The organism is Streptosporangium heterodermiicola (genome assembly GCF_051390675.1).
Lineage (GTDB): Bacteria > Actinomycetota > Actinomycetes > Streptosporangiales > Streptosporangiaceae > Streptosporangium.
This window is the reverse complement of the sequence record NZ_JBPJSR010000001.1, coordinates 465,990-490,534: the sequence shown is the minus strand read 5'-3', so window position 1 is coordinate 490,534 and position 24,545 is coordinate 465,990. Positions and strand designations below refer to the sequence as shown.

At 72.9% G+C, this 24,545-nt stretch carries 21 protein-coding genes; 14 read left to right on the top strand and 7 right to left on the bottom strand.

Annotation, left to right across the window (positions count from 1 at the left end; all coding sequences use genetic code 11):
- Nucleotides 1–210 precede the first annotated feature (210 nt).
- From ACSC1Q_RS01920 to ACSC1Q_RS01900, 5 genes are all read left to right on the top strand, one after another.
- A complete protein-coding gene (locus tag ACSC1Q_RS01920; protein WP_436757235.1) occupies nucleotides 211–1,764 on the top strand; it encodes a serine/threonine-protein kinase in 1,554 nt (517 codons plus the stop codon).
- Complete coding sequence (locus ACSC1Q_RS01915; protein WP_436756876.1) at nucleotides 1,761–4,577, top strand: AfsR/SARP family transcriptional regulator; 2,817 nt, start codon at nucleotides 1,761–1,763, stop codon at nucleotides 4,575–4,577. The genes ACSC1Q_RS01920 and ACSC1Q_RS01915 overlap by 4 nt, the downstream gene beginning before the upstream one ends.
- Nucleotides 4,578–4,681: 104 nt before the next feature.
- A complete protein-coding gene (locus ACSC1Q_RS01910) occupies nucleotides 4,682–5,308 on the top strand; it encodes a hypothetical protein (RefSeq protein ID WP_436756875.1) in 627 nt (208 codons plus the stop codon).
- Nucleotides 5,292–5,870 carry an OmpA family protein gene (locus tag ACSC1Q_RS01905; protein WP_436756874.1) on the top strand — a complete coding sequence of 193 codons (579 nt, stop codon included), beginning with the start codon at nucleotides 5,292–5,294 and terminating at the stop codon, nucleotides 5,868–5,870. Before ACSC1Q_RS01910 ends, ACSC1Q_RS01905 begins: the two co-directional genes overlap by 17 nt.
- A gap of 16 nt (nucleotides 5,871–5,886) precedes the next feature.
- Nucleotides 5,887–6,387, top strand: a complete 501-nt coding sequence (locus ACSC1Q_RS01900) for a Uma2 family endonuclease (protein WP_436756873.1) — start codon at nucleotides 5,887–5,889, stop codon at nucleotides 6,385–6,387.
- A 125-nt stretch (nucleotides 6,388–6,512) separates the two neighbouring features.
- Here ACSC1Q_RS01900 and ACSC1Q_RS01895 read toward each other — a convergent pair whose 3' ends face one another.
- From ACSC1Q_RS01895 to ACSC1Q_RS01880, 4 genes are all read right to left on the bottom strand, one after another.
- Nucleotides 6,513–7,826, bottom strand: a complete 1,314-nt coding sequence (locus tag ACSC1Q_RS01895; RefSeq protein WP_436756872.1) for an FG-GAP repeat domain-containing protein — start codon at nucleotides 7,824–7,826, stop codon at nucleotides 6,513–6,515.
- A gap of 162 nt (nucleotides 7,827–7,988) precedes the next feature.
- Nucleotides 7,989–9,395: a glutamine synthetase family protein gene (locus ACSC1Q_RS01890; RefSeq protein ID WP_436756871.1), complete on the bottom strand. Its 1,407-nt coding sequence runs from the start codon at nucleotides 9,393–9,395 to the stop codon at nucleotides 7,989–7,991.
- Between the two features lie 252 nt (nucleotides 9,396–9,647).
- Nucleotides 9,648–10,313 (bottom strand): hypothetical protein, encoded by a 666-nt coding sequence (locus ACSC1Q_RS01885; RefSeq protein ID WP_436756870.1) that lies wholly within the window; start codon nucleotides 10,311–10,313, stop codon nucleotides 9,648–9,650.
- 449 nt (nucleotides 10,314–10,762) lie between these two features.
- The gene (locus tag ACSC1Q_RS01880; protein ID WP_344744406.1) at nucleotides 10,763–10,924 is read right to left on the bottom strand and encodes a hypothetical protein; all 162 of its coding nucleotides are present in this window, start codon (nucleotides 10,922–10,924) and stop codon (nucleotides 10,763–10,765) included.
- A gap of 628 nt (nucleotides 10,925–11,552) precedes the next feature.
- Here ACSC1Q_RS01880 and ACSC1Q_RS01875 point away from each other — a divergent pair.
- The 7 genes from ACSC1Q_RS01875 to ACSC1Q_RS01845 all read left to right on the top strand — a co-directional run bounded on the left by ACSC1Q_RS01875 (nucleotide 11,553) and on the right by ACSC1Q_RS01845 (nucleotide 18,144).
- On the top strand, nucleotides 11,553–12,242 hold the full coding sequence (locus tag ACSC1Q_RS01875) for an alpha/beta fold hydrolase (protein WP_436756869.1): 690 nt from the start codon (nucleotides 11,553–11,555) through the stop codon (nucleotides 12,240–12,242).
- Between the two features lie 66 nt (nucleotides 12,243–12,308).
- Complete coding sequence (locus ACSC1Q_RS01870; protein ID WP_436756868.1) at nucleotides 12,309–13,553, top strand: NAD(P)/FAD-dependent oxidoreductase; 1,245 nt, start codon at nucleotides 12,309–12,311, stop codon at nucleotides 13,551–13,553.
- Between the two features lie 143 nt (nucleotides 13,554–13,696).
- Nucleotides 13,697–14,359, top strand: coding sequence for a DUF1365 domain-containing protein (locus ACSC1Q_RS01865; protein ID WP_436757234.1), 663 nt, complete (start codon nucleotides 13,697–13,699; stop codon nucleotides 14,357–14,359).
- Nucleotides 14,356–15,573 carry a class I SAM-dependent methyltransferase gene (locus ACSC1Q_RS01860; protein ID WP_436756867.1) on the top strand — a complete coding sequence of 406 codons (1,218 nt, stop codon included), beginning with the start codon at nucleotides 14,356–14,358 and terminating at the stop codon, nucleotides 15,571–15,573. Before ACSC1Q_RS01865 ends, ACSC1Q_RS01860 begins: the two co-directional genes overlap by 4 nt.
- Nucleotides 15,570–16,952: a class I SAM-dependent methyltransferase gene (locus ACSC1Q_RS01855; RefSeq protein WP_436756866.1), complete on the top strand. Its 1,383-nt coding sequence runs from the start codon at nucleotides 15,570–15,572 to the stop codon at nucleotides 16,950–16,952. The genes ACSC1Q_RS01860 and ACSC1Q_RS01855 overlap by 4 nt, the downstream gene beginning before the upstream one ends.
- Nucleotides 16,945–17,754, top strand: a complete 810-nt coding sequence (locus ACSC1Q_RS01850) for a DUF1295 domain-containing protein (protein WP_436756865.1) — start codon at nucleotides 16,945–16,947, stop codon at nucleotides 17,752–17,754. Before ACSC1Q_RS01855 ends, ACSC1Q_RS01850 begins: the two co-directional genes overlap by 8 nt.
- 93 nt (nucleotides 17,755–17,847) lie before the next feature.
- A complete protein-coding gene (locus tag ACSC1Q_RS01845) occupies nucleotides 17,848–18,144 on the top strand; it encodes a hypothetical protein (protein ID WP_436756864.1) in 297 nt (98 codons plus the stop codon).
- A 332-nt stretch (nucleotides 18,145–18,476) separates the two neighbouring features.
- Here the strand turns inward: ACSC1Q_RS01845 and ACSC1Q_RS01840 are convergent, their stop codons facing one another.
- On the bottom strand, nucleotides 18,477–19,106 hold the full coding sequence (locus ACSC1Q_RS01840) for a TIGR03085 family metal-binding protein (protein WP_436756863.1): 630 nt from the start codon (nucleotides 19,104–19,106) through the stop codon (nucleotides 18,477–18,479).
- Between the two features lie 152 nt (nucleotides 19,107–19,258).
- Here ACSC1Q_RS01840 and ACSC1Q_RS01835 point away from each other — a divergent pair, with 152 nt between their 5' ends.
- Together ACSC1Q_RS01835 and ACSC1Q_RS01830 are read left to right on the top strand one after the other, a co-directional pair.
- A complete protein-coding gene (locus ACSC1Q_RS01835; protein ID WP_436757233.1) occupies nucleotides 19,259–21,061 on the top strand; it encodes an ABC transporter ATP-binding protein in 1,803 nt (600 codons plus the stop codon).
- Between the two features lie 67 nt (nucleotides 21,062–21,128).
- Nucleotides 21,129–22,910, top strand: coding sequence for an ABC transporter ATP-binding protein (locus tag ACSC1Q_RS01830; protein ID WP_436756862.1), 1,782 nt, complete (start codon nucleotides 21,129–21,131; stop codon nucleotides 22,908–22,910).
- On the opposite strand, the gene ACSC1Q_RS01825 is transcribed toward ACSC1Q_RS01830, so the two are convergent.
- Together ACSC1Q_RS01825 and ACSC1Q_RS01820 are read right to left on the bottom strand one after the other, a co-directional pair.
- On the bottom strand, nucleotides 22,856–23,350 hold the full coding sequence (locus ACSC1Q_RS01825; protein ID WP_436756861.1) for a GNAT family N-acetyltransferase: 495 nt from the start codon (nucleotides 23,348–23,350) through the stop codon (nucleotides 22,856–22,858). The genes ACSC1Q_RS01830 and ACSC1Q_RS01825 overlap by 55 nt on opposite strands.
- Nucleotides 23,351–23,505: 155 nt before the next feature.
- A complete protein-coding gene (locus tag ACSC1Q_RS01820) occupies nucleotides 23,506–24,504 on the bottom strand; it encodes an ABC transporter substrate-binding protein (RefSeq protein ID WP_436756860.1) in 999 nt (332 codons plus the stop codon).
- Nucleotides 24,505–24,545: the final 41 nt, after the last annotated feature.

Genomic DNA, 24,545 nt, shown 5'->3' with positions numbered 1-24,545 from the left:
CGGTGCCGTTCCGCTGGGGTGCGGGCCGTAGTCGCTCCGTTTCCGGCCGCCCAGGATGCGTTCCCGCGCTGAAGCCTCCGTACGGGGTGGTCCGAGGGGCCGGTCGCCGTAGCTGAAGCGCCCCTGCGGAAAGGAGCTCAGGGCTGAGCTTTTTGACGTACAAAATGCCGGTGTGCGCGGATTTGACGGCATAAAGTGGCTCCGGTGAACATGATCGGCGGCTACGTGCTCAGGCGTGAGCTGGGCCAGGGCGGCATGGGAGTGGTGCACCTCGCCACGACCCCGGCGGGGGGCCTGGCCGCGGTGAAGGTGATCCATCCGTGGCTGGCCCGTGACCCGGCCTTCCGGCGGCGCTTCGACCGCGAGGTGGCGGCGGCGCGCAGGGTGGCGAGGTTCTGTACGGCCCCCGTGCTCGACGCCGGGGTCGAGAACGGCGTCGCCTACCTCGTCACCGAGTACGTCAGGGGACCCGACCTGGCGCAGGCCGTACGCGAGCAGGGGCCGCTGACCGGAGCCAACCTGGAGGCCCTCGCGGTCGGGATCGCGACCGCGCTGCACGCGATCCACGGGGCGGGAGTGATCCACCGCGACCTGAAGCCGTCGAACGTGCTGCTGTCGCCGCTCGGCCCGCGCGTGATCGACTTCGGTATCGCGCAACTCGTCGACACCCAGAGCCCGGCCAGCCAGACGATCATGGGCACACCCGCGTTCATGGCGCCCGAGCAGGTGCGCGGCGAGCCGCTGACGCCCGCGGCCGACGTCTACGCGTGGGGCGGGGTGATCGCGTTCGCCGGCACGGGACGGTTGCCGTTCGGCGGCGGCGCGCCGTCCGAGGTCCTCTACCGGATCGTCAACGAGGGACCGAACCTGGAGGGCCTCGACGAGCGTGTCCGTGCCGTCGTCGAGGGGGCGATGGCCAAGGACCCCGCGCGACGGCCGAGCGCCCAGCGGCTGCTGGACGAGCTGGTCGGTGGCCGGCCGACCCCGGCGACGGCCAGCCAGGCCGTCGAGCGCGCCTGGGCCGGTGGTGGAGGTGGTGAAGGTGGCGGGGCGGGCGTCCTTGAGGAGCCGGCCGTACCAGGGGGAGCGGCCGTGTCCGTCGAGGCCGGTGCGGGGGCCGTTGGGGGGCGGCGGTGGCCGTGGGTCGCGGGGGTCGCCGCGCTCGTGGTGGTGCTGGCGGGCGGGTGGACGTTCTACGCCGGTCTCGGTGCGGCCGCGTCGTCCTACCGTGCCGGTTTCGCCGACTCCTGGGCCGTCGGCGCTTCCGACGGCGGCGGGGCCCGGCTGGACGGCGGGACCTACCTGCTGACCGCCAACCCCGGATGGCGGCTGTGGAAGTCGGCCCCCTTCGCCGAGGGGTCCGCCGGGGGTGTCGTGGTCAGCTCCAGGATGCGGCTGGAGGGGGGTTCGGGGGAGTTCGGCGTGTGGTGCCGCGGTGACGTGGGCACCGGCGACCGCTACGAGTTCGCGGTCACCGCCTCGGGCGAGGCCTCGATCGTCAAGCGGCGCGGCGGGCGGGGCGTCGTCCTGCACGGGCCGGTGCGGATGGGGAAGGCGGCCGACAACCGTGTCGTCGCCCAGTGCGAGCAGCGGGGCGAGCGGGTCGTCCTCGGCATGTGGCTCAACGAGGAGCCGGTGGGGGAGGCCGCCGACGAGGAGGACCCCTACGGCCCGGGGGCCACCGGCGTCTACGCGGCACCGGACGCGGCCACGCCCGTCCGGGTCGGGTTCCACACGTTCGAGGTCCGCCCGGTGGCGGGATGAACGTGCGGTTCGGCGTGCTGGGAGCGCTCCGGGTCGTCGAGGGGGAGCGTGACCTGACGCCCGGCCCCGCCAAGCACCGCACGCTCCTGGCCGCCCTGCTGCTGAGGCCGGGACGGACGCTGACCGTCGACCGGCTGATCGCCGAGGTGTGGGGCGAGGAGCCGCCGGCCTCCGCGGAACCGGTGCTGCGGGTGTACGTGAGCGCGCTGCGCAAGGTGGTCGGCGGGATCCGCACCGTGCCCGGCGGCTATCTCCTCGACGTCGATCCCGACGAGGTGGACGCGCACAGGTTCGAGCGCCTGGTGACCGCGAACCGGCGGGCCAGGGACGCGGGCAGGACCGCCGAGGCGGCCGACGGCCTGCGTGCCGCCCTGGCGCTGTGGCGAGGGCCCGCGCTGGGCGGTGTCGACTCGGCCGAGCTGCGGCGCGCGTACGCCGTACCGCTGGAGGAGCTGCGGCTGACCGCTCTGGAGGAGCGCGTCGAGCTGGACGTGGCGCTCGGCCGGGGCGCGGAGGTGACGGGGGAGCTGCGCGCGCTCGTGGCCTCGTACCCCCTGCGGGAGCGGGCGTGGGCGCAGCTCGTCCTCGCGCTCGGCCAGGCCGGGCGCAGGCCGGAGGCGTTGGCCGCCTACCGGGAGGCGCGGCGGCTGCTCGTCGGCGAGCTCGGCCTTGAGCCGGGTCCCGAGCTGCGGGAGGCGCACGGGCGCGTGCTGGCGGGAGGAACGCCCGCGCGGACCGTACCGAACGAGACGCCGCCCGACATCGCCGACTTCACCGGGCGCGAGCACGTGCTGGACTGGATCCGCCGGTCCGTGCCCGTCGCCGGGAACGCGCCCGTCCACCTGGTGCTGCACGGTCCCGCGGGGACGGGCAAGTCCGCGGTGGCGGTTCACGCGGCGGCCGGGCTCGACTTCCCCGGCGGGCGGCTGCACGCCTCGCTCGGGACCAGGACGCCGGGCGCGGTGCTGGAGGACCTGCTGCGCTCGCTCGGCCACCCGCGGGGCGCGGTGCCCGCCGACCCGGCCGAGCGGACGCGCCTCTACCGCAGCCTGGTGAGCGGCCGGCGGCTGCTGGTGGTGCTGGACGACGCCGCCGACGAGGCTCAGGTACGCCCGCTGCTGCCCGCGGGGCCCGGCTGCCTGACGCTGGTGACCAGCCGCTCGCCGCTGTCCGGCCTGGAGGCGGCGCGAGGCTTCGAGCTCGGCGTGTTCGGCGTGGACGAGTCCGTGGAGATGCTGGCGCGGGTGGCGGGAGAGCGGCGGGTGCGGGCCGAGCCGCGGGAGGCCGCGCGGATCGCGGTGTTGTGCGGCGGATTGCCGCTGGCACTCAGGATCGCCGGGTCCAGGCTCGCGCGGCGGCCGAGCTGGACGCTGGAACACCTGGCGGGGCGCCTGGAGGACGAGCGCGGACGCCTCGACGAGCTCAGCGCGGGGGACCTGGCCGTACGCGGCAGCCTGGCGCTCGGCTACCGCGCGCTCCCGGATCGCGAACGCCTGCTGCTGCGCCGCCTCGGCGCGCTGTCCGCGACCCACGTCGCCCCGTGGGCGGCCACCGCCGTGCTCGGGGAGCCCGCCGACCGGTCGCTGGAGGCGCTGGCCGAGGCGGGCCTGCTGCGGGCGCGCGGGCTCGACGCGAGCGGCCAGGAGAGGTACGACCGGCATGACCTGACCAGGCTCTACGCCGCCGAGCGGCTGGCCGCCGAGGAGGGGCCGCCCGCCCGGGTCCTCGCCGCGGCCACCGGGGAGATCCTCGACCGCGCCCGGCGGGCCAGGGCGCTGCTCCTGCCCGCCGAACCGGGCTCCGGCCGGACCGTGGCCCGTACGGCGGAGCAGGCCGCGGACCTGGACACCGCGCGGCTGCGGGAGTCGGCCCGCTGGCTCGCCGCCGAGCGGGGCTTCCTGGTCGCGACCGTCGCCGACCTTGAGCGGGCCGGCCTGGACGAGGCGACCTGGCGGCTGGCCTTCTACCTGACCCCCTTCTTCGAGCTGGGCGCGCACCACGAGGACTGGCACGCGGTCGTGGAGCTCGGCCTGCGGGCCGCGCGGCGCACGGGCCACCGCCACGCCGAGGCACTGCTGCTGCGCTCCCAGGCCGACCTGCGTCGTGCGGAGGGCCGCATGGAGGAGGCCGCCGACCTCCTCCGGCGGGCGCTTCCGCTGGCGGAGGCGCACGAGGTGCCCCGTACCAGGCACCGGCTCGGCCTGGTGCGCCTCGCCCAGGGAAGGCGGCCGGAGGCGGAGGCCTGCTTCGTGGCCTGCCTGGCCGCGTTCTCGGCGATGGGGGACCGGCGCGGCAGGGCCGACGCGCTGCGCGCGCTCGGCGGGTCGAGGCAGGCCGAGGACCTGCTGCGCGAGAGCCTCGCGGCCTACCGCGAGCTGGGCGATCCGCGCGGCGAGGCGGCCGTCTCGCTCGACCTCGCCGGGCTCCACCTGGACCGCGAACGCCCCTCGGAGGCGCGCGAGCGTGCCGAACGCGGCCTCGGCCTGGCCAGGCGCCTGGGGGACCGGCTCCCCGAGGCCGCGGGACTGGTGCTCATGGCCAGGGTGGCCCTGGCCGAGGGACGGCCGGACGCCGCACGCGGGGCCGCGGAGGAGGCGCTCGGGACGTTCCGCGAGTACGCGGACCGCCGGGGCGTCGCGCGGGCGCTGCTCACTCTCGCGGCGGCCCTGCTGGACCTCGACGAGGTGGCTGAGGCGGTTGATGCCGTATCGGGCGCTGTGGGAGAGTTTGACGCTCTTGGTGACCGGGACGGTCTCGCCGAGGCCGGAGAGCTCGCCCGCGAGGCGTCGCGGCGCCGTGGCCTGCGCGCATAGCGCTGTGGGGGCTTGTTCGGGTCTACACGGGTCTATGCGGGTTCTGAAGGTAGCCCGCGTACGGTCGGGCTCGACGTGATCCACGACGGGGGAATGGGGATGATATGCGGTTCGTGTCTGGAGTGGCCGGGGTGGCCGGGGTGGCCGGGGTGGTGCTGGCGGTCGTGTTGAGCGGCTGCGGGGTGCTTCCCGGGCAGCAGGGGAGTGGTGGGGAGGAGCGGGTGACGGGGGCGTCGGATACGGCGGATACGGCGGACCCCGTCGACACCGTGAAGGCGACGGAGGTCGCGGAGCCGACGGAGGCCGGTGATCCCGCCGAGCGTGAGCGGGCGATCGCCCGCAGGGAGGTCAAGGCGAGCGGCGCCGACCTGACCGTGGAGATCACCGGCATCCGGCGCCAGGGCCGGCTCTCCACGCTGACCTGGACGGTCACCAACAACAGTGACGACCGATGGCAGATGAACAGCGACATGGGCGACACCCCGGGCGGTCTCGGACTGACCGTGGCCGGGATCAGCCTGGTCGACCCGGTCAACGGCAAGCGGTACGTCGTCGCGCGCACCGGGAAATACCCCAAGGCCGAGTGCCTGTGCTCCGACTACGACGTGTTCACCGAGGCCGGTGAGGTGCTGTCGCTGCACGCCACGTTCGCCGCCCCGCCGCCGGACGTCACGAAGATCAATGTGGACCTCAAGGTGCTGGGTGTGTTCACCGATGTCCCGATCTCCTGAGCGCCTCACGATCCTGGCACTCGGGCTCGCCCTGTTCGCGGGCCCCGCGACGGCCGCGTGGGCGGATCCGGGAGACTGGGCGGATCCGGGAGACGACACCACGGCCGGGGTGGAGGACGTCGTCGCTCCCGTCGAGGACATCGTCGCCGAGGTGCGGTCGCTCGACGGCGCCGAGAGCGAGGCGCGGCAAGGCGAGCAGGTCACCGTGGCGCTCACCAGTGACGTGCTGTTCGCGCTCGACAGAGCCGTGCTGACGCCCCGGGCGCGGCAGCGGCTGGGGCGGGTCGCCGCGAGGGTCCAGGCGGACTCCGCGGGCGGGACGGTCAGGATCGAGGGGCACACCGACGACCAAGGTGACGACGCCTACAACGCCGCGCTGTCGCTCAGGCGGGCGCAGGCCGTGCGGCAGTCCCTCCAGGGGACGTTGACGGGGGTGGTCTTCCAGGTCACGGGCTTCGGCGAGAGGCGGCCCCGGGTGCCCAACGTCGTCCGGGGCCGGCCGCTGGAGGAGAACCGGGCGAGGAACCGGAGAGTCGAGATCGTCTTCACCGCCAAGGGGTGACCCTCGCGGCCACGCCGTGCCTCGGTGGCAGCCGTGGTCACCACGACTTGAAGATGATCTGCTCGATGCGGCGTCACAGCTCGTTCGCTGGCATCATTGGACAGGGCGCAGCGAGGAGGAGTGGAGATGTCAGAGACAGCTGGTGGGCCCTGCCCGACATGAGAGTGGGGACTCGGGTGACCATCGGGGACCGCAACCCGACATCGTGATCATTCCTGCCGGAAGCCTCAGCGACGACGAGAACCCGGTCCGCGAGGAGATCGTGGCGGCGGTCATCGAGGTCGTGTCGAAGAACACCCGTTCCGAGGATTACGGTGACAAGCCGGAGGCGTACGCCTCGATGGGTATTCCCGTCTATGTGATCATCGACCGTAGGTGCGAGACCATCCGGGTGTTCAGTGAGCCCGATGTCAACCGCTACACCCGCGAGAACGTGAGTTCCTCCGGCAAGCCGTTCACGCTGCCGGAGCCGGTGCTGCTGACGATCGGCACGGAAGGCTATCCGGCCGCCCTGTAGCGACGGTCTCGCCGAGCCCCGGTGCGGGTCACGGAATCCCGGTCGATCACCGGGATTCGTTCCTCGGGCCCTGCCTGTGCGTCTGTTCGGAGCCGGCGGTTCGGGCGGCCGTCGTACGTTTCGTCTTACCAGCCGCCGGTGCCGAAGGTGCTTTCGTCGTGGTCGCCGTTCGTCGCCCACCAGAGGGACAGGGCCGAGCCCCATTCCGGGACGTCTCCGGTGGGGGACCAGGTCAGCAGCAGTTCGTCCCGTCCGTCGCCGTCGTAGTCGGCCGCCGCCCGAGGGTGTGCCAGGCGTTCCTCGGGGCGCAGCCTCCTGCCGGTCGGGTCCGTGGCCGGTCCGAGCCGGCGGATCGTCCTCCCGCCGCGTCGCAGCCCGTCTCTCCCGCCGTGGAGCAGCTCGACGCCGTCGGGGCCACGGTCGATCGCGAGGTCGTCGGTCCCGTCGCCGTCGTAGTCTCCCGTCGTCAGGCTCCGCGCGAACCTGAGGTTTCTGAACACCTGTGGGGTGCGCCGCGCCCCGCCGGAGTAGACGGTCATCACGCCGTCGACCGAGGGCGGCTCGGTCTCGTACCCCGGCTCGTTGTTGCGGCTGCCGCTGTCGGCGACCACGACGTCGCCCCTGCCGTCCCCGTCGAAGTCCCCGAACGCGAGGGCGTTGCCCTCGTTCAACCGGCGGCTCTGGCGGGACAGCCCGCCGGACCCGCCCTTGACGAGCCAGGACGCCACCTGCTCGCCGTCGCTCGTGTCACGCACGAGCAGATCGGTGGCCCGGCGCCCGCCGATCCCGCCCGCGGCCAGGTCCTGGACGCGCATGCCGTCCGGCGAGGGCTGGACGGTGTGACGGCGGGGTACGCCCTCCCGGGTGAACGGCCCGTACAGCACGGCCAGATTCTCCCGAAGCTCGCCGGTTCCCTTCGTCATCGGTGTCCTCAGCGCCAGATCGGCCGCGCCGTCGCCGTCGAAGTCACCCGGCACCGTCCCGTGGGAGAAGCCGAAAGGGGCCACGGACGTCGGGACGGCGGTCGGCGTCGCGTCCGGATCCACCCCCTCCGGGCCGCCCCACAGGATGTGCGGGACCTCCGGATTCCGGTCGGCCCGCACCACGTGGCCGTGGACGAGGACGTCGGCGAAGCCGTCGTCGTCCAGGTCGGCCGTGCTCGTGAGCCCGCCGAACTCCAGGTGGGTGCCGGGCACCACCGTCCTGGTCCGGGGATCCAGGCCGTCCTTCGAGCCGTACACGATCACGAGATCGGGTGACCAGGGGGCGTGGAACATGACGAAGGTCAGGTCCGCGAAGCCGTCGCCGTTGACGTCGCCGGGGTCGCGGCCGCCCTTTCCCTCGGCGGGCGGTGATCCCCGCGACCTCAGCGACGCGGGCCGGGGGGACGACGACGGTGGCGGCGGCGGTGGTTCGGGGAGCAGCGCCGACGGTGTCACGTACGGGACCGGCGTCGCGTCCCTCTCGCCTCCGAAGCCGCCTCCGAAGCCGCCTCCGAAGCCGCCTCCGAGGCCGCATCCGCCGAGCAGGAGGACGAGTGCCAGGGCCGTTCCGGTTCCGCTTTTTATCGCGCCCTCCCACATATGTGGGGATATTAGGACCTAGAAGACCCGGAAGTGGTGGAACATCTCGTAGGCGGCGTCCTGGGCGGCGAAGGATCTCGCCTCGGAGCGTTTGACGGCCAGGTAGGCGGAGGCGCGGAGGGGGCCGAGGGCGTCCATGAGGACGTCGTCGGCCTCAAGGGCGTCGAGGGCCTCGTCCAGGGAGGCCGGGAGGCGGCGGACGCGTCCGGCCGGGAGGGTCGCGGGGTCGACGTCGACGGGGTCGCCGGGGTCGAGGCCGCGGCGGATGCCGTCCAGGCCCGCGTGGATGACGGCGCCCAGCGACAGGTAGGGGTTGGCCGAGGAGTCGGAGGGCTTGAGCTCCAGGTTGGCGGACGCCGCGGCGTCGCGTCCCGTGGGGGAGCAGATCCGCACCGCCGCCTCACGGTTGTCCATGCCGTAGCAGGCGTAGGCGCTCGACCACGACCTCGGTGTCAGGCGCCGGAAGCTGTTCACCGAGCCGCAGGTCAGCGCGGTGAGTGCCGGGAGGTGGGCGACCAGGCCGCCGATGAAGCGATAGGCCGTGGCCGACATGCCGTACCGGTCGGAGGGGTCGCCGAAGGCGTTGGCCCGGAGCCCTGGATCCCACAGGGAGACGTGCAGGTGGGCGCCGTTGCCCGCCTGGTCGGCGAGGGGCTTGGGGGCGAGGGAGGCCCACATCGACATGCGGGCGGCGACGCCCCTGACCGTCTCGCGGTAGACCACGTGGTTGTCGGCGGCCTGGAGGGCGGGGGCGTGCTGGATCGACAGTTCGTGCTGGCCGTGGCCGAGTTCGGGGTGGTAGTGCTCGGGCCGCAGCCCCTGGCTCTCCAGGGCGCGGATCAGGGTCATCGTGTAGTCGTGGAGCTGGTTGAAACCCATGGAGGAGTAACACAGGCTGTCGTCGGCGGGGACCAGCCGGTCCAGGCCGCCCGCGGGGTCGGGCTCGCGGCGGCCCAGGGTGAACTCGGGTTCGTAGGCGGCGACGAGGGCGTGTCCCTCGGCGGCCAGGGCGGCGACGGCCTCGCGCAGGAAGGTGCGCGGGCAGACGGGCCAGGGCGAGCCGTCGACCCGGCGCAGGTCCGCCAGCATGGCCGCGGCGCCTGGAGCGTAGGGCAGGTGGACGAACGTCGCCGGATCGGGGACGAGGCGGACCTCTCCCACCGGGCCGAGGCTCTCGACGTCCTGGAGCTCGTCGAGCATGTTCATCGCCATCATCGCCACGGTGTGCCCGATGCCGGTGTGCAGCCGCTCCGCCAGCCGGAGGCGGGAGGTGGCCTTGCCCCTGATCACGCCGCCATGGTCGGCGTACAGGAAACGGATCAGCTCGACACCCTCGGTGTCGGCGCGTTCGACGACGCGACGCGCCGCGGCGGTGTCGAGGGCGTCGAGCGGGTGGGGGCCGGTCATGGCCTGCTGATCTCCCATGCCTCCTGCGTAACACGTCCTCGTGGGTGAGGGGAAGCACCCCGGGACGCTCGCCCCGGGAGCGATCCGGGGTGATCGGGGCGGCCCAGGGTGATCCGGGGTTATCTGGAGTTATCCGGGATGGTTCGAGGTTGTTAGGAGTGGTTCGTGGCGATTCGGGTGGTCCGCGGTGATGTGCGGTGGCCGTGAGGTCCCTGGCCGCGGTTGTTCGGTGTCCTGCGGTTGTTCGGTGTTACGCGGTGTTGCTTGGTGTCATTCGGTGACCACGTCACCGGCTGAGCAGGGGGTGCCGGTGAGGGAGGGGGACCGGGGGAGCGGGCGGGCGCACTCGCAGGTGACGGTGATGGTCACCGTGCCGGTGGCGCAGCCGCCGGAGGCTACACACGCCTCCACCGGGACCGTCCAGGTGCCGGACACCCGGGAGATGCCGCCGAGCAGGCCGTCGGCGTCGAGCGTGATCCCGGCGGGCAGGAGGGCGGGGTCGACCACCTTGAAGGCGAGCGTCCTGCCGGTCGGGTTCGCCAGCGTGATCCTTCCCCTCAGCGGCCGGTCGACGGCGACGCCGAAGTGGCCGAGGGACGGATGGGCGGAGAGAGACGAGGAGCCTCCCGAGACGGGGCTTCCTGCGACAGGGCTTCCCGAGACAGGGCTTCCTGCGACCGAGTCTCCCGCGGCAGGCTCCCCGGGCCCGTCGTCGGCCGATGTCTGGGCGGAGGCCTGGGCCGGTGCCGGGGTGGGGGCGGGGGACGATGTCGGGATCAGGGCTGGGCCCGGTGCCTGGACAGGGGACGTCGCCGGTATCGGGGTCGGGTCCGGTGCCGGGGTCGCGAGAGCGACTCCCGGGGTCGCCAGTACGCCGCACGTGACGGTCCCGGCGACGATGACCCCGATCCCGGGGATACCCTGCTTGCCACGCATGAACGATCCCCCGTACGAGAAACGGACTTCCCCTCAGGGTGCCGGAAAGATCATCAAGGGAGTGCCGTGATGTCTTCCGTGGTCATCCATGATCGGGTCAGGACGTTCGCCGTACGGGTGGTCTCCGTGTCACGTCACATCGGGTGTCGTCCTCGTCGCCCTGGTTCCGTACCACGCTGTACGGCGTTCCGTACCACTCTGTACGGCGGGGCCGCGCGACTTCGGGCGGCGGGGCGCGGGTGTGACCTCGTGGCTGGGTTCGCGGGTACGGGGGTGCCGTGACGGCTTCCGGTGATCATGGCGATACGGTTCCGGGATCAGCGGAACCGGACGCGTTTCCGGGATCGGCGGGGCCGACGGCATGGCGTTCGGTGCGGGGTGCGCGCTCCCCTGTGGGTCAGCCGGGAACGCGGGTGGCGCGGTTCAGGGCGGGGGACCCCGCCGGGCGGTTAGGTGAGCACTCGGGTGAAGAACAGAGCCAACTGGTCTGCCCCCCTTATGATCCCGTCGAAGACTCCGTTGACCGCGCTCGCCGCTTCGGCGGGCTTGGTGAACAGATAGAAGACCACGAAAGCTACCGCGAGGTAGGTGAGGATCTTCTTGACCTGCATGGGGGCCTCCTGGCAGTTCCAATCCCAGCCGTATATACCCGAATTTTATCGATCTTTGGCATCTGCGGCCCGGGTGGCTCCCGGATTTTGATGATCATACCCGTCGCGCGGGGGCGAGCCGCGGTCTGGTCGCGAGTTTGGCATAGGTCACATCCGCCATCGTGCGGTCGCGAGACGCTCCTGTCCAATCTTCACTGCCAGGTATACCGGTAGGGCTAGCCCGGCGCCGGGCGTACGCCGATCGCGGGAGGTGTTTTTGCCGCTCACCGCCGGTCCGGTGACCGCCCGGGCGCGTCGTTCGCGGTCGGGAGTCCGGTTGTGACCGGCCGATGCCGGCGAGTGCCGGCCGATGTCGACAGGTGCCGGCCGATGCCGGCCGCTGTCGACAGATACCGACGGGTGCCGACCAACTGTCGACAGGTGTGCGGCCTCGCCGTCGGGTGGGCCGGAGGCCGATCGGGGCGCGCCGCCTGGGAACCTCCTCGCCGAACCTTCGGTGACGCCGGGGCACCCCGTCCGGCGGACGGAAGACGAGCCCTCGGGAAAAAACTAAGGGAACTTAGTATTTGGGGCATCCGATCACCCGGTGGCTCCGAATGAAGGGTCGAACCGACCCGAGGGGCCCCCTATGACCCGATTTGCCGGTGCCGTTGTCATCCTGCACGGCGGGCGTGCCCGTGGCCATGAGCCCACGGCGCCGACCCAGCTCGCCGTCCTGCGGATGATTCCCTTCGAGCGGGCCGTACGCCGTGCCGTGCGCGGGCGGGACGTCGCGGTCTCGCGGCCCAGGTTCCGGGTGCGCGGATGGAACGGCGCGGAGGCCTCGCCGGTGGCGGACCTGCACGAGCTCGTCGACGGGCTCGGCGTGCCGACCGTGCTCATCGGTCATTCGATGGGCGCGCGGGCCGCGCTGCGGATGGTGGGACACCCCCCGGTGGTCGCGGTCGCCGCCCTGGCGCCCTGGCTGCCCACCGGCGAGCCGGTCGGTCACCTCGGCGGTACGCGCGTGCTGCTCGCGCACGGCGATCGCGACACCGTCACCGATCCGCGCGCCACCTGGGCCTACGCCGAGCGGTTGCGGCGCGGCTCCGTGCGGGCGTACGGGACCGGGGTGCCCGCCTTCCAGGGGGAGGCCGCCGGTGGGGTGGCCGCGATCGAGGTGGCGGGGGAGGGGCACGCGATGCTCCGCCGGGCCGCGCTCTGGCACCGGCTCGCAGTGGAATTCACCCTTTTGTCGCTTGACGGGCCATCCGGGGCGGGACCGGTGACGAACGCCTTCCGCCGGGCCGCGGCGGGGCTGCCCCGGCCGACGGTCTGAGCGGTCCGAGATGTCGGTGTGCGCGGTTCCGGCCGGTTCGAACGGCCCCACGGTGAGAGGACATTGATGGAAAGACGCAGGATCGCCGTCGTCGGCGGCGGGGTGGCCGGACTGACCGCGGCGTACGTGCTGCGGCGGAGCGGCGACGTCACCGTGTTCGAGGCCGACGACCGGATCGGCGGGCACGCCCACACCCACGACGTGCCGTCCGGCGACGGCCGCACGCTGGCGGTGGACAGCGGGTTCATCGTCCACAACGAGCGGACCTACCCCCATCTCGTCCGGCTCCTCGCGGAGCTGGGCGTGCGGACCCAGCCGTCCGAGATGAGCATGTCGGTCTCGTGCGGGGGCTGCGGCCTGGAGTACGCGGGAGGCAGGAAGGCGCCGGGGCTGTTCGCGCGGCCCTCCAGCCTGGCCCGTCCGGCGTACCTGAGGATGCTCGCCGAGGTGCCGCGCTTCCACCGGCTGGCCCGCGAGGCGCTGGAGCGCGGCGACGACCGCACGCTGGGGGAGTTCGTCGCGGGCTTCTCCCCGTACTTCGCCGCCCACTTCGCGACACCGCTGGTGTCGGCTGTCTGGTCGTGCCCCCCGTCCGTCGCCGGGCGCTACCCGGCCCGCTACCTGTTCGCGTTCCTGGCCAACCACGGCATGCTCGGCGTCTCGGGCTCGCTGCGGTGGCGTACGGTCACCGGGGGCTCGCGCGAGTACGTCGAGAGGATCGCCAAGTCCCTCACCGCGGTGCGCACCTCCGCCCCCGTGCGGGCGCTGCGCCGCACCGGGGAGGGGGTGGAGTTCCACGCCGACGGGGCCGTCCAGCGGTTCGACGCGGCGGTGGTCGCCACCCATCCCGACCAGGCGCTGCGCCTGCTGGCCGACCCCACCCCCGACGAGCGCGACGTCCTCGGCGCGTTCCGCTACTCCCGCAACCCGGCGACCCTGCACACCGACCCCTCGGTACTGCCCGGGGCGCGGCGCGCGCGGGCCTCGTGGAACTACCGGATGGAGGCGTGCGGGGCGGACACGGCGGGCGGGGTGCGGGTCACGTACGACATGAACCGGCTGCAGCGGCTCGACGCGCCGGAACCGCACCTGGTGACCCTCGGCGACGAGATCCCCGACGAGCACGTGATCGCCCGGATGGTCTACGAGCACCCCGTCTACACCCCCGAGTCGGTCGCCGCCCAGGAGCGGCTCCCCGGCCTCAACGGGAGCGTGGTCGCCTACGCGGGGGCGTACCACGGCTGGGGCTTCCACGAGGACGGATGCCGCTCGGGCGTGCGCGCGGCCGAGGCGCTCGGGGCGCGCTGGTGACCGCGCCGCGCGAGACGCCGGTGCGTACGCCCGAGAGCGCGCTGCCAGAGGGCGCGTCGTCAGAGAGCGCGCCGTCAAAGGGCGCGCCGGTCGAGACGTCCGGGACACCGGAGACGCCGGAGAGCGCGCCGTACGAGAACGCGCTGTACGAGTGCGTGATCACCCATGTCCGGTCGGCGCCGGTGCGCAACGCGTTCGCCTACGCCTCCTACATGTGGCTGGTCGACCTGGACCGGATGCCGCGCGACCGGTGGCTGGCCGCGTTCCACGCGCGCGACCACGCGGGCGACCCCGCGCTGAGCATCAGGCAGAACGTCGACGCGTTCCTCGCCGGGCACGGGATCACCGCGAGCCGCGTCAGGATGCTCACCCACGCCCGGGTGCTCGGCCACGTGTTCAACCCGCTCACCGTCTACTGGTGCGACACCGCCGAGGGCACGGCCGTGGTCGCCGAGGTGCACAACACCTACGGCGGGCGCCACCGCTACCTGCTGCGCCCCGGCGAGCGCGAGGTGGCCAAGGAGTTCCGCGTCTCGCCGTTCAACGGCGTGGACGGCCGCTACCGGCTCAGCCTCCCCGAACCCGGTGAGCGGCTCGCGCTCGGGGTCGTCCTGCACCGCGACGGGCAGCCGCCCTTCGTGGCCGGGGTACGCGGGCGCCGCCGCCCGGCGACCGGGGCCTGGCTCTACCGGCTGGCCGCCCGGCACCCGATGGCCCCCCTGGCGGGCAGCGCCAGGATCCGACGCCAGGGCGTCTCCCTGTACCTGCGCGGCCTGAAGATCATTCCCCCCGGAGGACCCAGATGACCACGACGACCGGACGCGCCCCCGCGCTCTGGCCCGACGTCTCCGCCGTTCCCGCCTCGCGCCTGCGCGGCGCCCTCGCCCGGTGGCTCTTCCTGCGCGCCGTACGGCGGCTGCCCCTCACGGTCGAGCTGCCCGGCGGGGAGCGGCTCGGCACCGGCGGCCCGGTGATGCGGGTACGCCGCCCCGGCGACTTCCACCGCAGGATCGGCGCCTCGGGGCTGATCGGCTTCGGCGAGGCGTACATGGCGGGCGACTGGGAGGCCGACGACCTGGCAGGGGTGCTCACCGTGATGGCCGGGCGGCTGACCACGCTCGTCCCGCCCGCGCTGCAGCGGCTGCGGCGGCTGGCGGTGCGCAGGATGCCCGGCGACGAGCTGGGCGCGGAGGAGGACACCCGGCGCAACGTCCACCGCCACTACGACCTTTCCAACGCGCTGTTCGCCGAGTTCCTCGACGAGACCATGACGTACTCCGCGGCCCTGTTCGACGGGCCCGCCTCGTGGGGGACGCTCGCGGACGCCCAGCGGGCCAAGATAGACCGGCTGCTGGACCGGGCGCGGGTGGGGCCGGGCACCCGGCTGCTGGAGATCGGCACCGGCTGGGGCGAGCTCGCGCTGCGGGCGGCCTCGCGCGGCGCGGCCGTCACCACCGTCACCCTGTCGCAGGAGCAGTGGGAGCTCGCCACCGCGCGGGCCGCGGACGCGGGCCTGTCGGACCGGGTGGAGATCCTGCTGGCCGACTATCGAGAGGTGGGCGGCAGCTACGACGCGATCGTCAGCGTCGAGATGATCGAGGCGGTCGGCGCGCGCTACTGGCCCGTCTACTTCCGTACCCTGGAGGAACTCCTCGCCCCCGGGGGCCGGATCGCGATCCAGGCGATCACCATGCCGCACGACCGGATGCTGGCCACCCTCGACACCCACACCTGGGTGCAGAAGTACATCTTCCCCGGCGGCATGCTGCCCTCGGTGCGGGCGGTGGAGGAGAACCTGGGGAACCTGCGCGTCGTGGACCGTCTCTCGCTGCGCGAGGACTACGCCGAGACGCTCCGGCTGTGGCGGGAACGCTACCTGGAGCGCGTCCACGCCATCGGCGCGCTCGGCTTCGACGAGGTCTTCCACCGGATGTGGACGCTCTACCTCGCCTACTCGGAGGCGGGTTTCCGCTCGCGCTACCTGGACGTCTGGCAGTTCACCCTCGGGAGGGAAGCATGACCGTCACCGCACCCACGGCCACGGGCGCCGCGGCCGTTCTCGCGCCGCTGCTGCGCGGCCTGTTCGGCGGGGAGCCGCCGCTGCGGCTGCGCACCTGGGACGGCGGCGCGTACGGGCCGCCGGACGCCCCCGCCGTCGTGCTGCGCTCGCCCCGCGCGCTGCGGCGCCTGCTGTGGAGCCCCGGGGAGCTCGGCCTGGCCAGGGCGTACGTGACGGGGGAGCTGGACGTGGAGGGCGACCTGGCCGACGGGCTGCGCCGGGTCTGGGCCACCGCTCACACGGTTCGTAAGGCTCGCACGGTCGCCCCGTTGCGCGCCGCGCGGGCGCTGGTGAGCGTGCGCGGCGCGCTCGGCCGCCCGCTGCCGCCGCCCGCCACCGAGGCCAGGCTCGGGGGCAGGGCCCACAGCCGGAGCAGGGACCGGGCGGCGATCTCCCACCACTACGACCTGTCCAACGACTTCTACTCGCTGATCCTGGACGAGTCGATGGCCTACTCCTCGGCGTACTTCGAGCCGGGCGACACCCTCGCCGCCGCCCAGCGCCGCAAGCTCGACATGGTCTGCCGCAAGCTGCGCCTGCGGCCCGGCATGCGCCTGCTCGACGTGGGCTGCGGGTGGGGCTCGCTGATCCTGCACGCCGCCCGCGAGTACGGGGTGTCGGCAACCGGGGTGACGCTGTCGAAGGAGCAGAAGGCGTTCGTCGAGTCGCGCTCGGAGGGGCTGGACGTGACCGTCCGGCTGCAGGACTACCGAGACGTCGCTATCGGTACCGCCGGTCCCTACGACGCGATCGGCTCGATCGAGATGGGCGAGCACGTCGGCCAGGACAACTACCCGGTCTACGCCGCCGCCCTGCACCGGCTGGTACGGCCCGGCGGCCGGGTGCTGGTCCAGCAGATGTCGCGCGGCGCGGGCCACCCTGGCGGCGGGCCGTTCATCGAGACGTACATCGCCCCCGACATGCACATGCGCCCGGTCGGGGCGACGATCGGGCTGCTGGAGGCGTCGGGGCTGGTGTTCGAGCACGCCGAGGCGATGGGCGGGCACTACGTCACGACCGTGAACGAGTGGTACCGGACCTTCGAGTCCCGCCACGCCGAGGCCGTCGCGATGGTCGGCGAGGAGATGACCCGCGTCTGGCGGCTCTACCTGGTCGGCGGCGCCCTCGCCTTCGAGCAGGGCAGGATGGACGTCCACCAGATCCTGCTGAGACGGCCCCCCGAACCCGGCGCGCCGACCGGCCCCACGTCTCCCGCCGGGCCCTCCGCCGGGTCCTGGGCGACCGGCTCCACGTCCCCCACCGTGCCCGGGGCCCCGACCGGTCCCGCGTTCCCCGCCGGGCCCGGTCCGTCCGAGGGGTCGGAGGTGCGGGATGTTTGACCTGTCCGCCCTCGGCTGGTCCCTGCTCGGCTCGGCCGCCGCCCTCGTCGTACTGCTGGCGCTCACCCTGGCCGTGGCGCTGCGGGTGGGGCGCCACTCGGTGATCGACGTGGCCTGGGGGCTCGGGTTCGCGGTCGTCGCCCTGGTGTCCTACCTGCTGTCCGACGGGGATCCCGTCCGGAGGCTGCTGGCGCTGGCGCTCACCGCGGTCTGGGGGGTCCGGCTCGCCCTGCACATCGGGCGGCGCAACGTCGGGGAGGGCGAGGACCCCCGCTACGAGCGGATGCTCGGCCGCGCCACCGGTAACCGGACCCTGTACGCCGTCCGCGTCATCTACCTCACCCAGGGTGTCACCCTGCTGTTCGTCTCGCTCCCCGTCCAGGTGGCCATGCTCGGTACGGAGCCGCCCGGCCGGCTCGCCTGGGCCGGGGCCGTCCTCTGGCTGGTGGGATTCCTGTTCGAGGCGGTCGGCGACCAGCAGCTCGCCCGGTTCAGGGCCGACCCGGGAAACCGGGGGAAGGTGCTGGACACGGGGCTGTGGCGCTACACCCGCCACCCCAACTACTTCGGTGACGCCTGCGTGTGGTGGGGCCTGTTCCTCGTCGCCGCCGACCAGTGGCCGGGGGTGCTGACCGTGCTGTCGCCGGTGCTCATGACGTACTTCCTGGCGGGCAAGACCGGCAAGCCGCTGCTGGAGAGCCAGCTGTCGCGATCCCGTCCCGGCTACGCCGACTACGTCCGCCGCACCAGCGGGTTCTTCCCGTTCCCGCCCAGGTCACCGCGCGGGAAGGACGGCGCGTAGACGGCTGGAGCGGCGTTTGTGGTCCTGAAAAGAGGGGAATTGGTCGATGTATCGTAACTATGAGTAATTATTCAGTAGCGAGGAGTGGGGACGATGACATCGCCCGTCGGATCAGGCCAGCCAGGTGATCGGCCGCGCAACATCGGCTCTCGCGGGTTGAGCTCGGAGACAAGACCAGCGTTCCAGACCACGGAGTTCATCGCCTACATCGTCATCCTGATCGCGATCGTGATCACGGCCTTCGCGGTCGGCGGCGACTCGCGCGGTTACGGTGACCCCTTCGGGGCGGAGCACGCCATCAGGTACATCACCATCCTCACGGTCGGCTACATGATCGCCCGAGGTCTGGCGAAGGCCGGGAGCTGGGACCGGGGCGACAGCGTCCGCTAGCCCTCCGGGTCTCCCACCGACCGGCTGACCGGCCGACCGCCGGCGGACGGCTGATCGGCGGCCGTCCGGCGACGGGTCGCCGCCGGTGGTCGCCCGGCGGCCGGGCCGCTGCGACCGGTGCGGCCGCTGTGGCCGTTGTGGCCGCGCGCCGCCGAGCCCGGACCACGAGGGGCCGGGCCGTCGCCCGCGACCCTCTCCCCGCTGCCCAGGAAGCGGCCCGCCCGGATGCCCGCTCAGGCCCCCGCTCGGCTCCTTCGTCCTGATGCCCGCTCGGACTCCCCGCCCCGGACTCTCGCCCGTGCCCCCGCCCCGACTCCCGCCCGCACCCCCGCTCAGACGCCCAGGGAGGCGTCCATCAGCTTGGCCACGGCCTCCTCGTCGCCGCTCACGTCGACCTTGGCGTGGGACTGGCGGCCGAAGCAGAACAGCAGCAGCTCCCCGGCCGTGCCCGTCACCTCGACCTGAGGCCCGTCCTTGGGGCCGCCGATCGCGACACCCCCGCCGACGCGGTGCAGGATCACCCGGACGGGAGAGCGGCGCAGGAACAGCCGGGCGCCGCTGTGGATCTGCCTCCAGAACCTCTCCTCCAGCTCGGCGGGCAGCTCCCGCGGCTCCCAGACCCGCTGCGCCCGCCGCACGTCCTCGTGGTGGACGAAGAACTCCGTCGTGTTGACGGCCTTGTCCAGGCCGGGCAGACGGTAGGGCCCCAGGGGACCGGAGCGCACGAGCTCGACGAGGCCCGCGTACCCCTTCCTGGTCTTCACGGACTCCTGCACCCTGGCGGTGTGCCCGGCGAGCGGCTTGAGGAGGATGCCTCCGGCGGCGTCGGGGCGGCTCTCGCGGACGACGAGGTGGGCGGCGAGGTCGAAGGTGGTCCAGCCCTCACAGAGCGTGGGAGCGTCCGGGCCGAGCTGGGCGAACAGGTCGCTGAGCGCGGATCGTTCGGCGCGGGCGTAGTTCATTTCAGATCCTAACGAGCCGTTGTGCGAGCAACCGGAGGTGTGAACGTGACACTAACCGAAGGTGGTTCGGGAATAACCCGATGATCCAGAGTGATAGGGACTTAGGTAGCAACGTTCCCCGTCGAAAGGACACCCCCCGCGTGGCGAGCAAGATGACCACCGCAGTCATGCGCAGGGGACTCGGGGTCCTCGGGGTGGCCGTCCGGGCGGAGAAGGCGATCTTCTCCGCCGCGGTGCTGTCCAGCGCCCTGTACGGCGTGATGACCGTCGCCGCGGCGTGGGCACTGGGCTGGGCCACCGACCACGTCGTGCTCCCGGCCTTCAGGGACGGGCGGATCACGACGGGCACGCTCACCCTCGGCGCGCTCCTCATCCTCGGGATCTCCCTGCTCAAGGCGCTGGGCGTGGCCGGGCGGCGATACTTCGCCGGTGTCATGCAGTATCGGATGCAGGCCCGTTCCCGCCGCGACGTCACCCGCCAGTATCTGCGGCTCCCCCTCGCCTGGCACCACAGGCACCCGACCGGGCAGCTGCTGTCGAACGCCGGGTCAGACGTGGAGGCCGCCTGGGCGCCGCTCGCCCCGCTGCCGATGGCGGTCGGCGTGGTCGTGATGCTGGTGACCGCCGCCGTCGCGATGGTGATCACCGATCCGGTCCTCGCTCTCGTCGGTTTCCTCGTCTTTCCCGCGATCGCCGTCCTCAACCTGGTCTACCAGCGCAAACTCAATCCGCTCGCCACCCGCGCCCAGCAGTTGCGCGCCGAGGTCAGCGAGATCGCCCACGAGAGCTTCGACGGCGCCCTGGTCGTCAAGACCCTCGGCCGCGAGGACGAGGAGACCGCCAGGTTCCGGGTCAAGGCCGACGAGCTGCGCGACGCCAACATCGCCGTGGGCCGGGTCCGCGGCCTGTTCGACCCGATGCTGGAGGCGCTGCCCACCCTGGGCGTGCTCGCCGTGCTGCTGATCGGCGCGATGCGGCTGGAGAGCGGCGCGATCGGCTCCGGCGTGCTCGTCCAGGTCGCCTACCTGTTCACCCTGCTCGCCTTCCCGATCCGCGCGCTGGGCTGGGTGCTCGCCGAGCTGCCCCGGGCCGTCGTCGGCTACGAGCGGGTCCAGGCCGTGCTCGACGCCACCGGCTCCATGGAGCACGGCGCCGTCGAGCTGCCCGGCACCGAACCCGCCAGGCTGGAGGTCCGCGACCTCGGCTACGCGTACGGCGACGGCGAGTTCCCCGTCCTGCGCGAGGTGAGCCTGGAGGTCGGAGCCGGCCGTACCGTCGCCCTGGTCGGCCCCACCGGCTCGGGCAAGTCGACGCTCGCCCAGGCCCTCGTCCGCCTCGTCGACCCGGCGGAGGGCGCCGTGCTGGTGGACGGCACGGACCTGCGCGAGGTCGCCAGGAACGGGGTGAGCGACGCGGTGGCGCTGGTGCCGCAGCAGACGTTCCTGTTCGACGACACCGTACGCGGCAACGTCACCCTCGGCCGGACGGTCGGGGACGAGGACGTCTGGGCGGCGCTGCGCCTGGCGCAGGCCGAGGGGTTCGTCAGCGCCCTGCCCTCGGGGCTGGACACCCGGGTCGGCGAGCGCGGCACCACCCTGTCGGGCGGCCAGCGCCAGCGGATCGCCCTGGCCCGCGCGCTGGTGCGCCGACCGAGGCTGCTCGTCCTGGACGACGCCACCTCCAGCGTCGACCCGCAGGTCGAGGCGAGGATCCTGTACGGGCTGCGGGACGCGGCCCAGGTCTCCACGGTGGTCGTCATCGCCTACCGGATGGCCACCATCGCCCTGGCCGACGAGGTCGTCTACCTCGACCACGGCCGGGTCGTCGACCGGGGCGGACACGCGGAGCTGCTCGCCCGCTGCGAGGGCTACCGCAACCTGGTCACCGCCTACGAACGACAGGGGGCCGAGCGCGAGGCGCTCGACGCCGAGCGAGAGGAAGAGGTCAGCGCGTGAGGAAGCACCACCGGCCGGGGGAGATCCCCGGCGGCCGCGGGCGGGGTCCGCTGGGGGGACGGTGCCGGTGAGCTCGTTCCAGGGGGTCGAGCGTTCGGGGCTCGCCACCGTCAGGCACGGCCTGTCGCTCACGCCGGAGTTCCGCAAGGGGCTGGCCGGGACGCTCGCGCTCGCCGTGGTCGCCACGGTCGGCAAGATCATCGTGCCGATCGCCGTCCAGCAGACCATCGACACGGGGCTCGCGGAGGGGGCCCCGGACGTGGCCTACGTCCGCACCGCCGTGCTGCTGTGCGCCGCCGCCGTGGTGTTCACCGCGCTGTGCGCGTACCTGATGAACGTCCGCCTCTACCGGGCCACCGAGTCCTCGCTCGCTACGCTCAGGGTGCGCGGCTTCCGGCACGTGCACGACCTGTCGGTGCTCACCCAGAACTCCGAGCGGCGCGGCGCCCTCGTCTCCCGGGTCACCGGCGACGTCGACCAGATCAGCGTGTTCATGCAGTGGGGCGGGCTGATGATCATCATCGCCCTGGGGCAGCTCCTGGTCGCCACCGGGCTGATGTTCGTCTACTCCTGGCAGCTCGCCCTGCTGGTGTGGCTGTGCTTCCTGCCGCTCATGGTCGTGCTGCCGCGCTTCCAGCGGTGGCTCTCCGGTGCCTACACGCGGGTCCGCGAGCGCACCGGCGACATGCTCTCGGCCGTCAGCGAGTCGGTCGTGGGCGCGGCCGTGATCAGGGCACACGGCTCCGAGGCCCGTACGGCCGAGCGGCTCGACGTCGCGATCGACGCCAACATGGCGGCGCAGGCCCGCACCCAGCGGATCGTCGCGACCGTGTTCCCGCTGACCGAGATCGTCGCCGCCGTCACCCTGGCGGCCGTGGTGCTGGTCGGGGTGCGGCTCGGGCTGGCCGAGGACATCACCGAGGGGCGCCTGGTCGCCTTCCTGTTCCTCATCACGCTGTTCGTCTCGCCGATGCAGATCGCCACCGAGGTGCTCAACGAGGCGCAGAACGCCGTCGCCGGGTGGCGGCGCGTCCTCGGCGTGCTCGACACCCCCGCCGACGTCGCCGACCCGGGCACTGAGGGGGTCGAGCTGCCGCGCGGCCCCATCTCGGTCTCCTTCGAGGACGTGGGGTTCTCCTATCCGGGAGGGGTCCCGGTGCTGCACGAGGTCTCGGCGGACATCCCGCCGCGCTCGCGGATCGCGGTGGTGGGGGAGACCGGTTCCGGCAAGACGACCTTCGCCAAGCTGCTCACCCGCCTGATGGACCCGGTCTCGGGGCGGATCACGGTCGACGGCCACGACCTGCGGACCGTCCGGTTCTCCTCGCTGCGCAGCCGTATCGTCATGGTGCCGCAGGACGGCTTCCTGTTCGACGGCACCCTGGCGGAGAACATCGCCTTCGGCCGCCCCTCGGCGACCGAGGCGGAGATCCGGCTCGCCCTGACCGAGCTGGGGCTCACCGACTGGCTGGAGGGGCTGCCCGCCGACCTGTCGACCAGGGTCGGCCAGCGCGGCGAGTCGCTGTCGGCGGGCGAGCGCCAGCTCGTCGCGCTCGCCCGCGCCTACCTGGCCGACCCCGACCTGCTGCTGCTGGACGAGGCCACCTCCGCGGTGGACCCGGCGACGGAGGTGCGGCTGGCCCGCGCCCTGGAGGGCGCGACCCGGGGCCGCACCGCCGTCTCCATCGCCCACCGGCTCTCCACCGCCGAGGCGGCGGACGAGGTGCTCGTCTTCGACAGGGGACGGATCGTGCAGCGCGGCCCGCACGCCGAGCTGGTACGCCGTCCCGGCGTCTACGCGGACCTGCACGCCTCCTGGGTCTCGGCCGCCCGTTCCCAGCGGCCCTGAGAGATGATCTTCTCGAAGGGGTGGGGGCCGACCGTCTCGGGGTCGGCCTCCAGGTCGTAGAGCGGGGTGTATCCGGTCGAGAGGTACAGCCCGGCCGCCTCGGGCTGCCGGGGGCCCGTGGTCAGGTAGATCCTGCGGTAGCCCTGCCGCGCGACCTCTCGCTCCAGCTCCCGTACGACGGCGACCCCCAGGCCGCGCCTGCGGTGGCCCGGGTGGGTCCAGATCCGCTTGAGCTCGGCGGTCTCCTCGTCGTGACGGAAGAACGCGCCCCCGGCGATGGTCAGCCCGTGCTCGACGAGGACGAGGAACGCGCCCCCGTGCTCCGGGGTGAACCGCTCGTCGGGGTAGCGGCTCATCTCCTCGTTGGGACCGTACCGGCTGGTGTACTCGTGGTGCAGGTCCTCCAGGAGCGGCCTGACCTCGGGGTCGCGGACGGCCACGTACCGCACCTGGAGGTGGGTGTCCGGGGGGTGGACGTCCTGGGGGTGCCCGCCCCGTCCGCCCGGGGCCGGGGAGTGGGGACTTTCGGTGCCCGGGACCGGAGAGTGGCGAGAATGTTCGGTGCCCGGGGTGGCGGGCCGCGCGGAGTCGATCGTCACTTCGGCTGCCTCGGCAGGCCGGGCGGGTTGATCTTCGAGGTGGGCAGCGCCTCGTTGCCCAGACCCCAGCGCTTGAGCACCTCGGCGTACTTGCCGTTCTCGATGAGCGTGTTGATCGCCTCGTTGACCGGCTGGACCAGGCCGTTGCCCTTCAGGGTCATGACCGCGATCAGGCCCTCGACCGACCCGCCGCCGGAGAGCGTGCCGACGATCTTGCTGTCGCCGCCCACCGCGACCTGGTAGGCGATGGGCGGGTTCGGTCCCAGATAGGCCTGGATGCGCCCGGACTTCAGCGCGAGCAGGACGTCGCCGTACTTCTGGTAGTACTGGATGTTCGCGGCCTTGAGCCCGGCCTTCTGGTTCTGCGCGTCCCACTCCAGCAGGATCTTCTCCTGGTTGGTGCCGGAGCCGACGGAGACGTTCAGACCGGCGATGTCGGCGGGCTTCTCGATCTTGGCGATCTCGCTGGTGGTGCCGACCTGCCAGGCCAGCTGGTCCACCCGGTAGGTGGCGAAGTCGTAGATGTCCTTGCGCTCCTCCGTCACCGTGACGTTGTTGAGCACCAGGTCGTACTTGCCGGACTTGACCGCGAGGAACAGGTTCTCCCAGGAGGTGTTCTCCTCCTTCAGGGGCAGGCCCAGCACGTCGGCGATCAGGTGGGCGAGGTCGGTCTCCACGCCGACCAGGGTGGTGTCGTCGTCGGCCAGGAACACCAGGGGCGGTGCGCCCTCGCCGTTGAATCCGGCGACGAGCCCGCCCTTGGAGCGGATCGCCTCGGGGACCTTGGCGGCGATCGCCTCCACCTTCTCGGCGCGGACGCGGTTCTGCTCGGGGGATGTGTTGATCTTCACCCCGCCGGTTCCCGACGGGGCCGCGGCCGGGGCGGCCTCCGCCTTGTCCGTCGTACCGGCTGAGGTTCCGGCACTGCCGCAGGCGGCGGCGAGGAGGAGAGGCAGGGCGGCGATGGCGGGGGCGAGCCTCGATATGAACGACATGTCGGTCCTTGCTCGGGTGATGGGTGCGGGTAGCGGACGGT

What these genes read in the sequence shown, in the direction of transcription:
- ACSC1Q_RS01820 (WP_436756860.1), bottom strand. Translation starts at nt 24,504, where the DNA reads ATGTCGTTCATATCGAGGCTCGCCCCCGCCATCGCCGCCCTGCCTCTC.
- ACSC1Q_RS01885 (WP_436756870.1), bottom strand. Translation starts at nt 10,313, where the DNA reads ATGCGTGGCAAGCAGGGTATCCCCGGGATCGGGGTCATCGTCGCCGGG.
- ACSC1Q_RS01860 (WP_436756867.1), top strand. Translation starts at nt 14,356, where the DNA reads ATGACCACGACGACCGGACGCGCCCCCGCGCTCTGGCCCGACGTCTCC.
- ACSC1Q_RS01910 (WP_436756875.1), top strand. Translation starts at nt 4,682, where the DNA reads ATGCGGTTCGTGTCTGGAGTGGCCGGGGTGGCCGGGGTGGCCGGGGTG.
- ACSC1Q_RS01875 (WP_436756869.1), top strand. Translation starts at nt 11,553, where the DNA reads ATGACCCGATTTGCCGGTGCCGTTGTCATCCTGCACGGCGGGCGTGCC.
- ACSC1Q_RS01915 (WP_436756876.1), top strand. Translation starts at nt 1,761, where the DNA reads ATGAACGTGCGGTTCGGCGTGCTGGGAGCGCTCCGGGTCGTCGAGGGG.
- ACSC1Q_RS01905 (WP_436756874.1), top strand. Translation starts at nt 5,292, where the DNA reads ATGTCCCGATCTCCTGAGCGCCTCACGATCCTGGCACTCGGGCTCGCC.
- ACSC1Q_RS01855 (WP_436756866.1), top strand. Translation starts at nt 15,570, where the DNA reads ATGACCGTCACCGCACCCACGGCCACGGGCGCCGCGGCCGTTCTCGCG.
- ACSC1Q_RS01890 (WP_436756871.1), bottom strand. Translation starts at nt 9,395, where the DNA reads ATGGGAGATCAGCAGGCCATGACCGGCCCCCACCCGCTCGACGCCCTC.
- ACSC1Q_RS01840 (WP_436756863.1), bottom strand. Translation starts at nt 19,106, where the DNA reads ATGAACTACGCCCGCGCCGAACGATCCGCGCTCAGCGACCTGTTCGCC.
- ACSC1Q_RS01870 (WP_436756868.1), top strand. Translation starts at nt 12,309, where the DNA reads ATGGAAAGACGCAGGATCGCCGTCGTCGGCGGCGGGGTGGCCGGACTG.
- ACSC1Q_RS01880 (WP_344744406.1), bottom strand. Translation starts at nt 10,924, where the DNA reads ATGCAGGTCAAGAAGATCCTCACCTACCTCGCGGTAGCTTTCGTGGTC.
- ACSC1Q_RS01850 (WP_436756865.1), top strand. Translation starts at nt 16,945, where the DNA reads ATGTTTGACCTGTCCGCCCTCGGCTGGTCCCTGCTCGGCTCGGCCGCC.
- ACSC1Q_RS01920 (WP_436757235.1), top strand. Translation starts at nt 211, where the DNA reads ATGATCGGCGGCTACGTGCTCAGGCGTGAGCTGGGCCAGGGCGGCATG.
- ACSC1Q_RS01835 (WP_436757233.1), top strand. Translation starts at nt 19,259, where the DNA reads ATGACCACCGCAGTCATGCGCAGGGGACTCGGGGTCCTCGGGGTGGCC.
- ACSC1Q_RS01845 (WP_436756864.1), top strand. Translation starts at nt 17,848, where the DNA reads ATGACATCGCCCGTCGGATCAGGCCAGCCAGGTGATCGGCCGCGCAAC.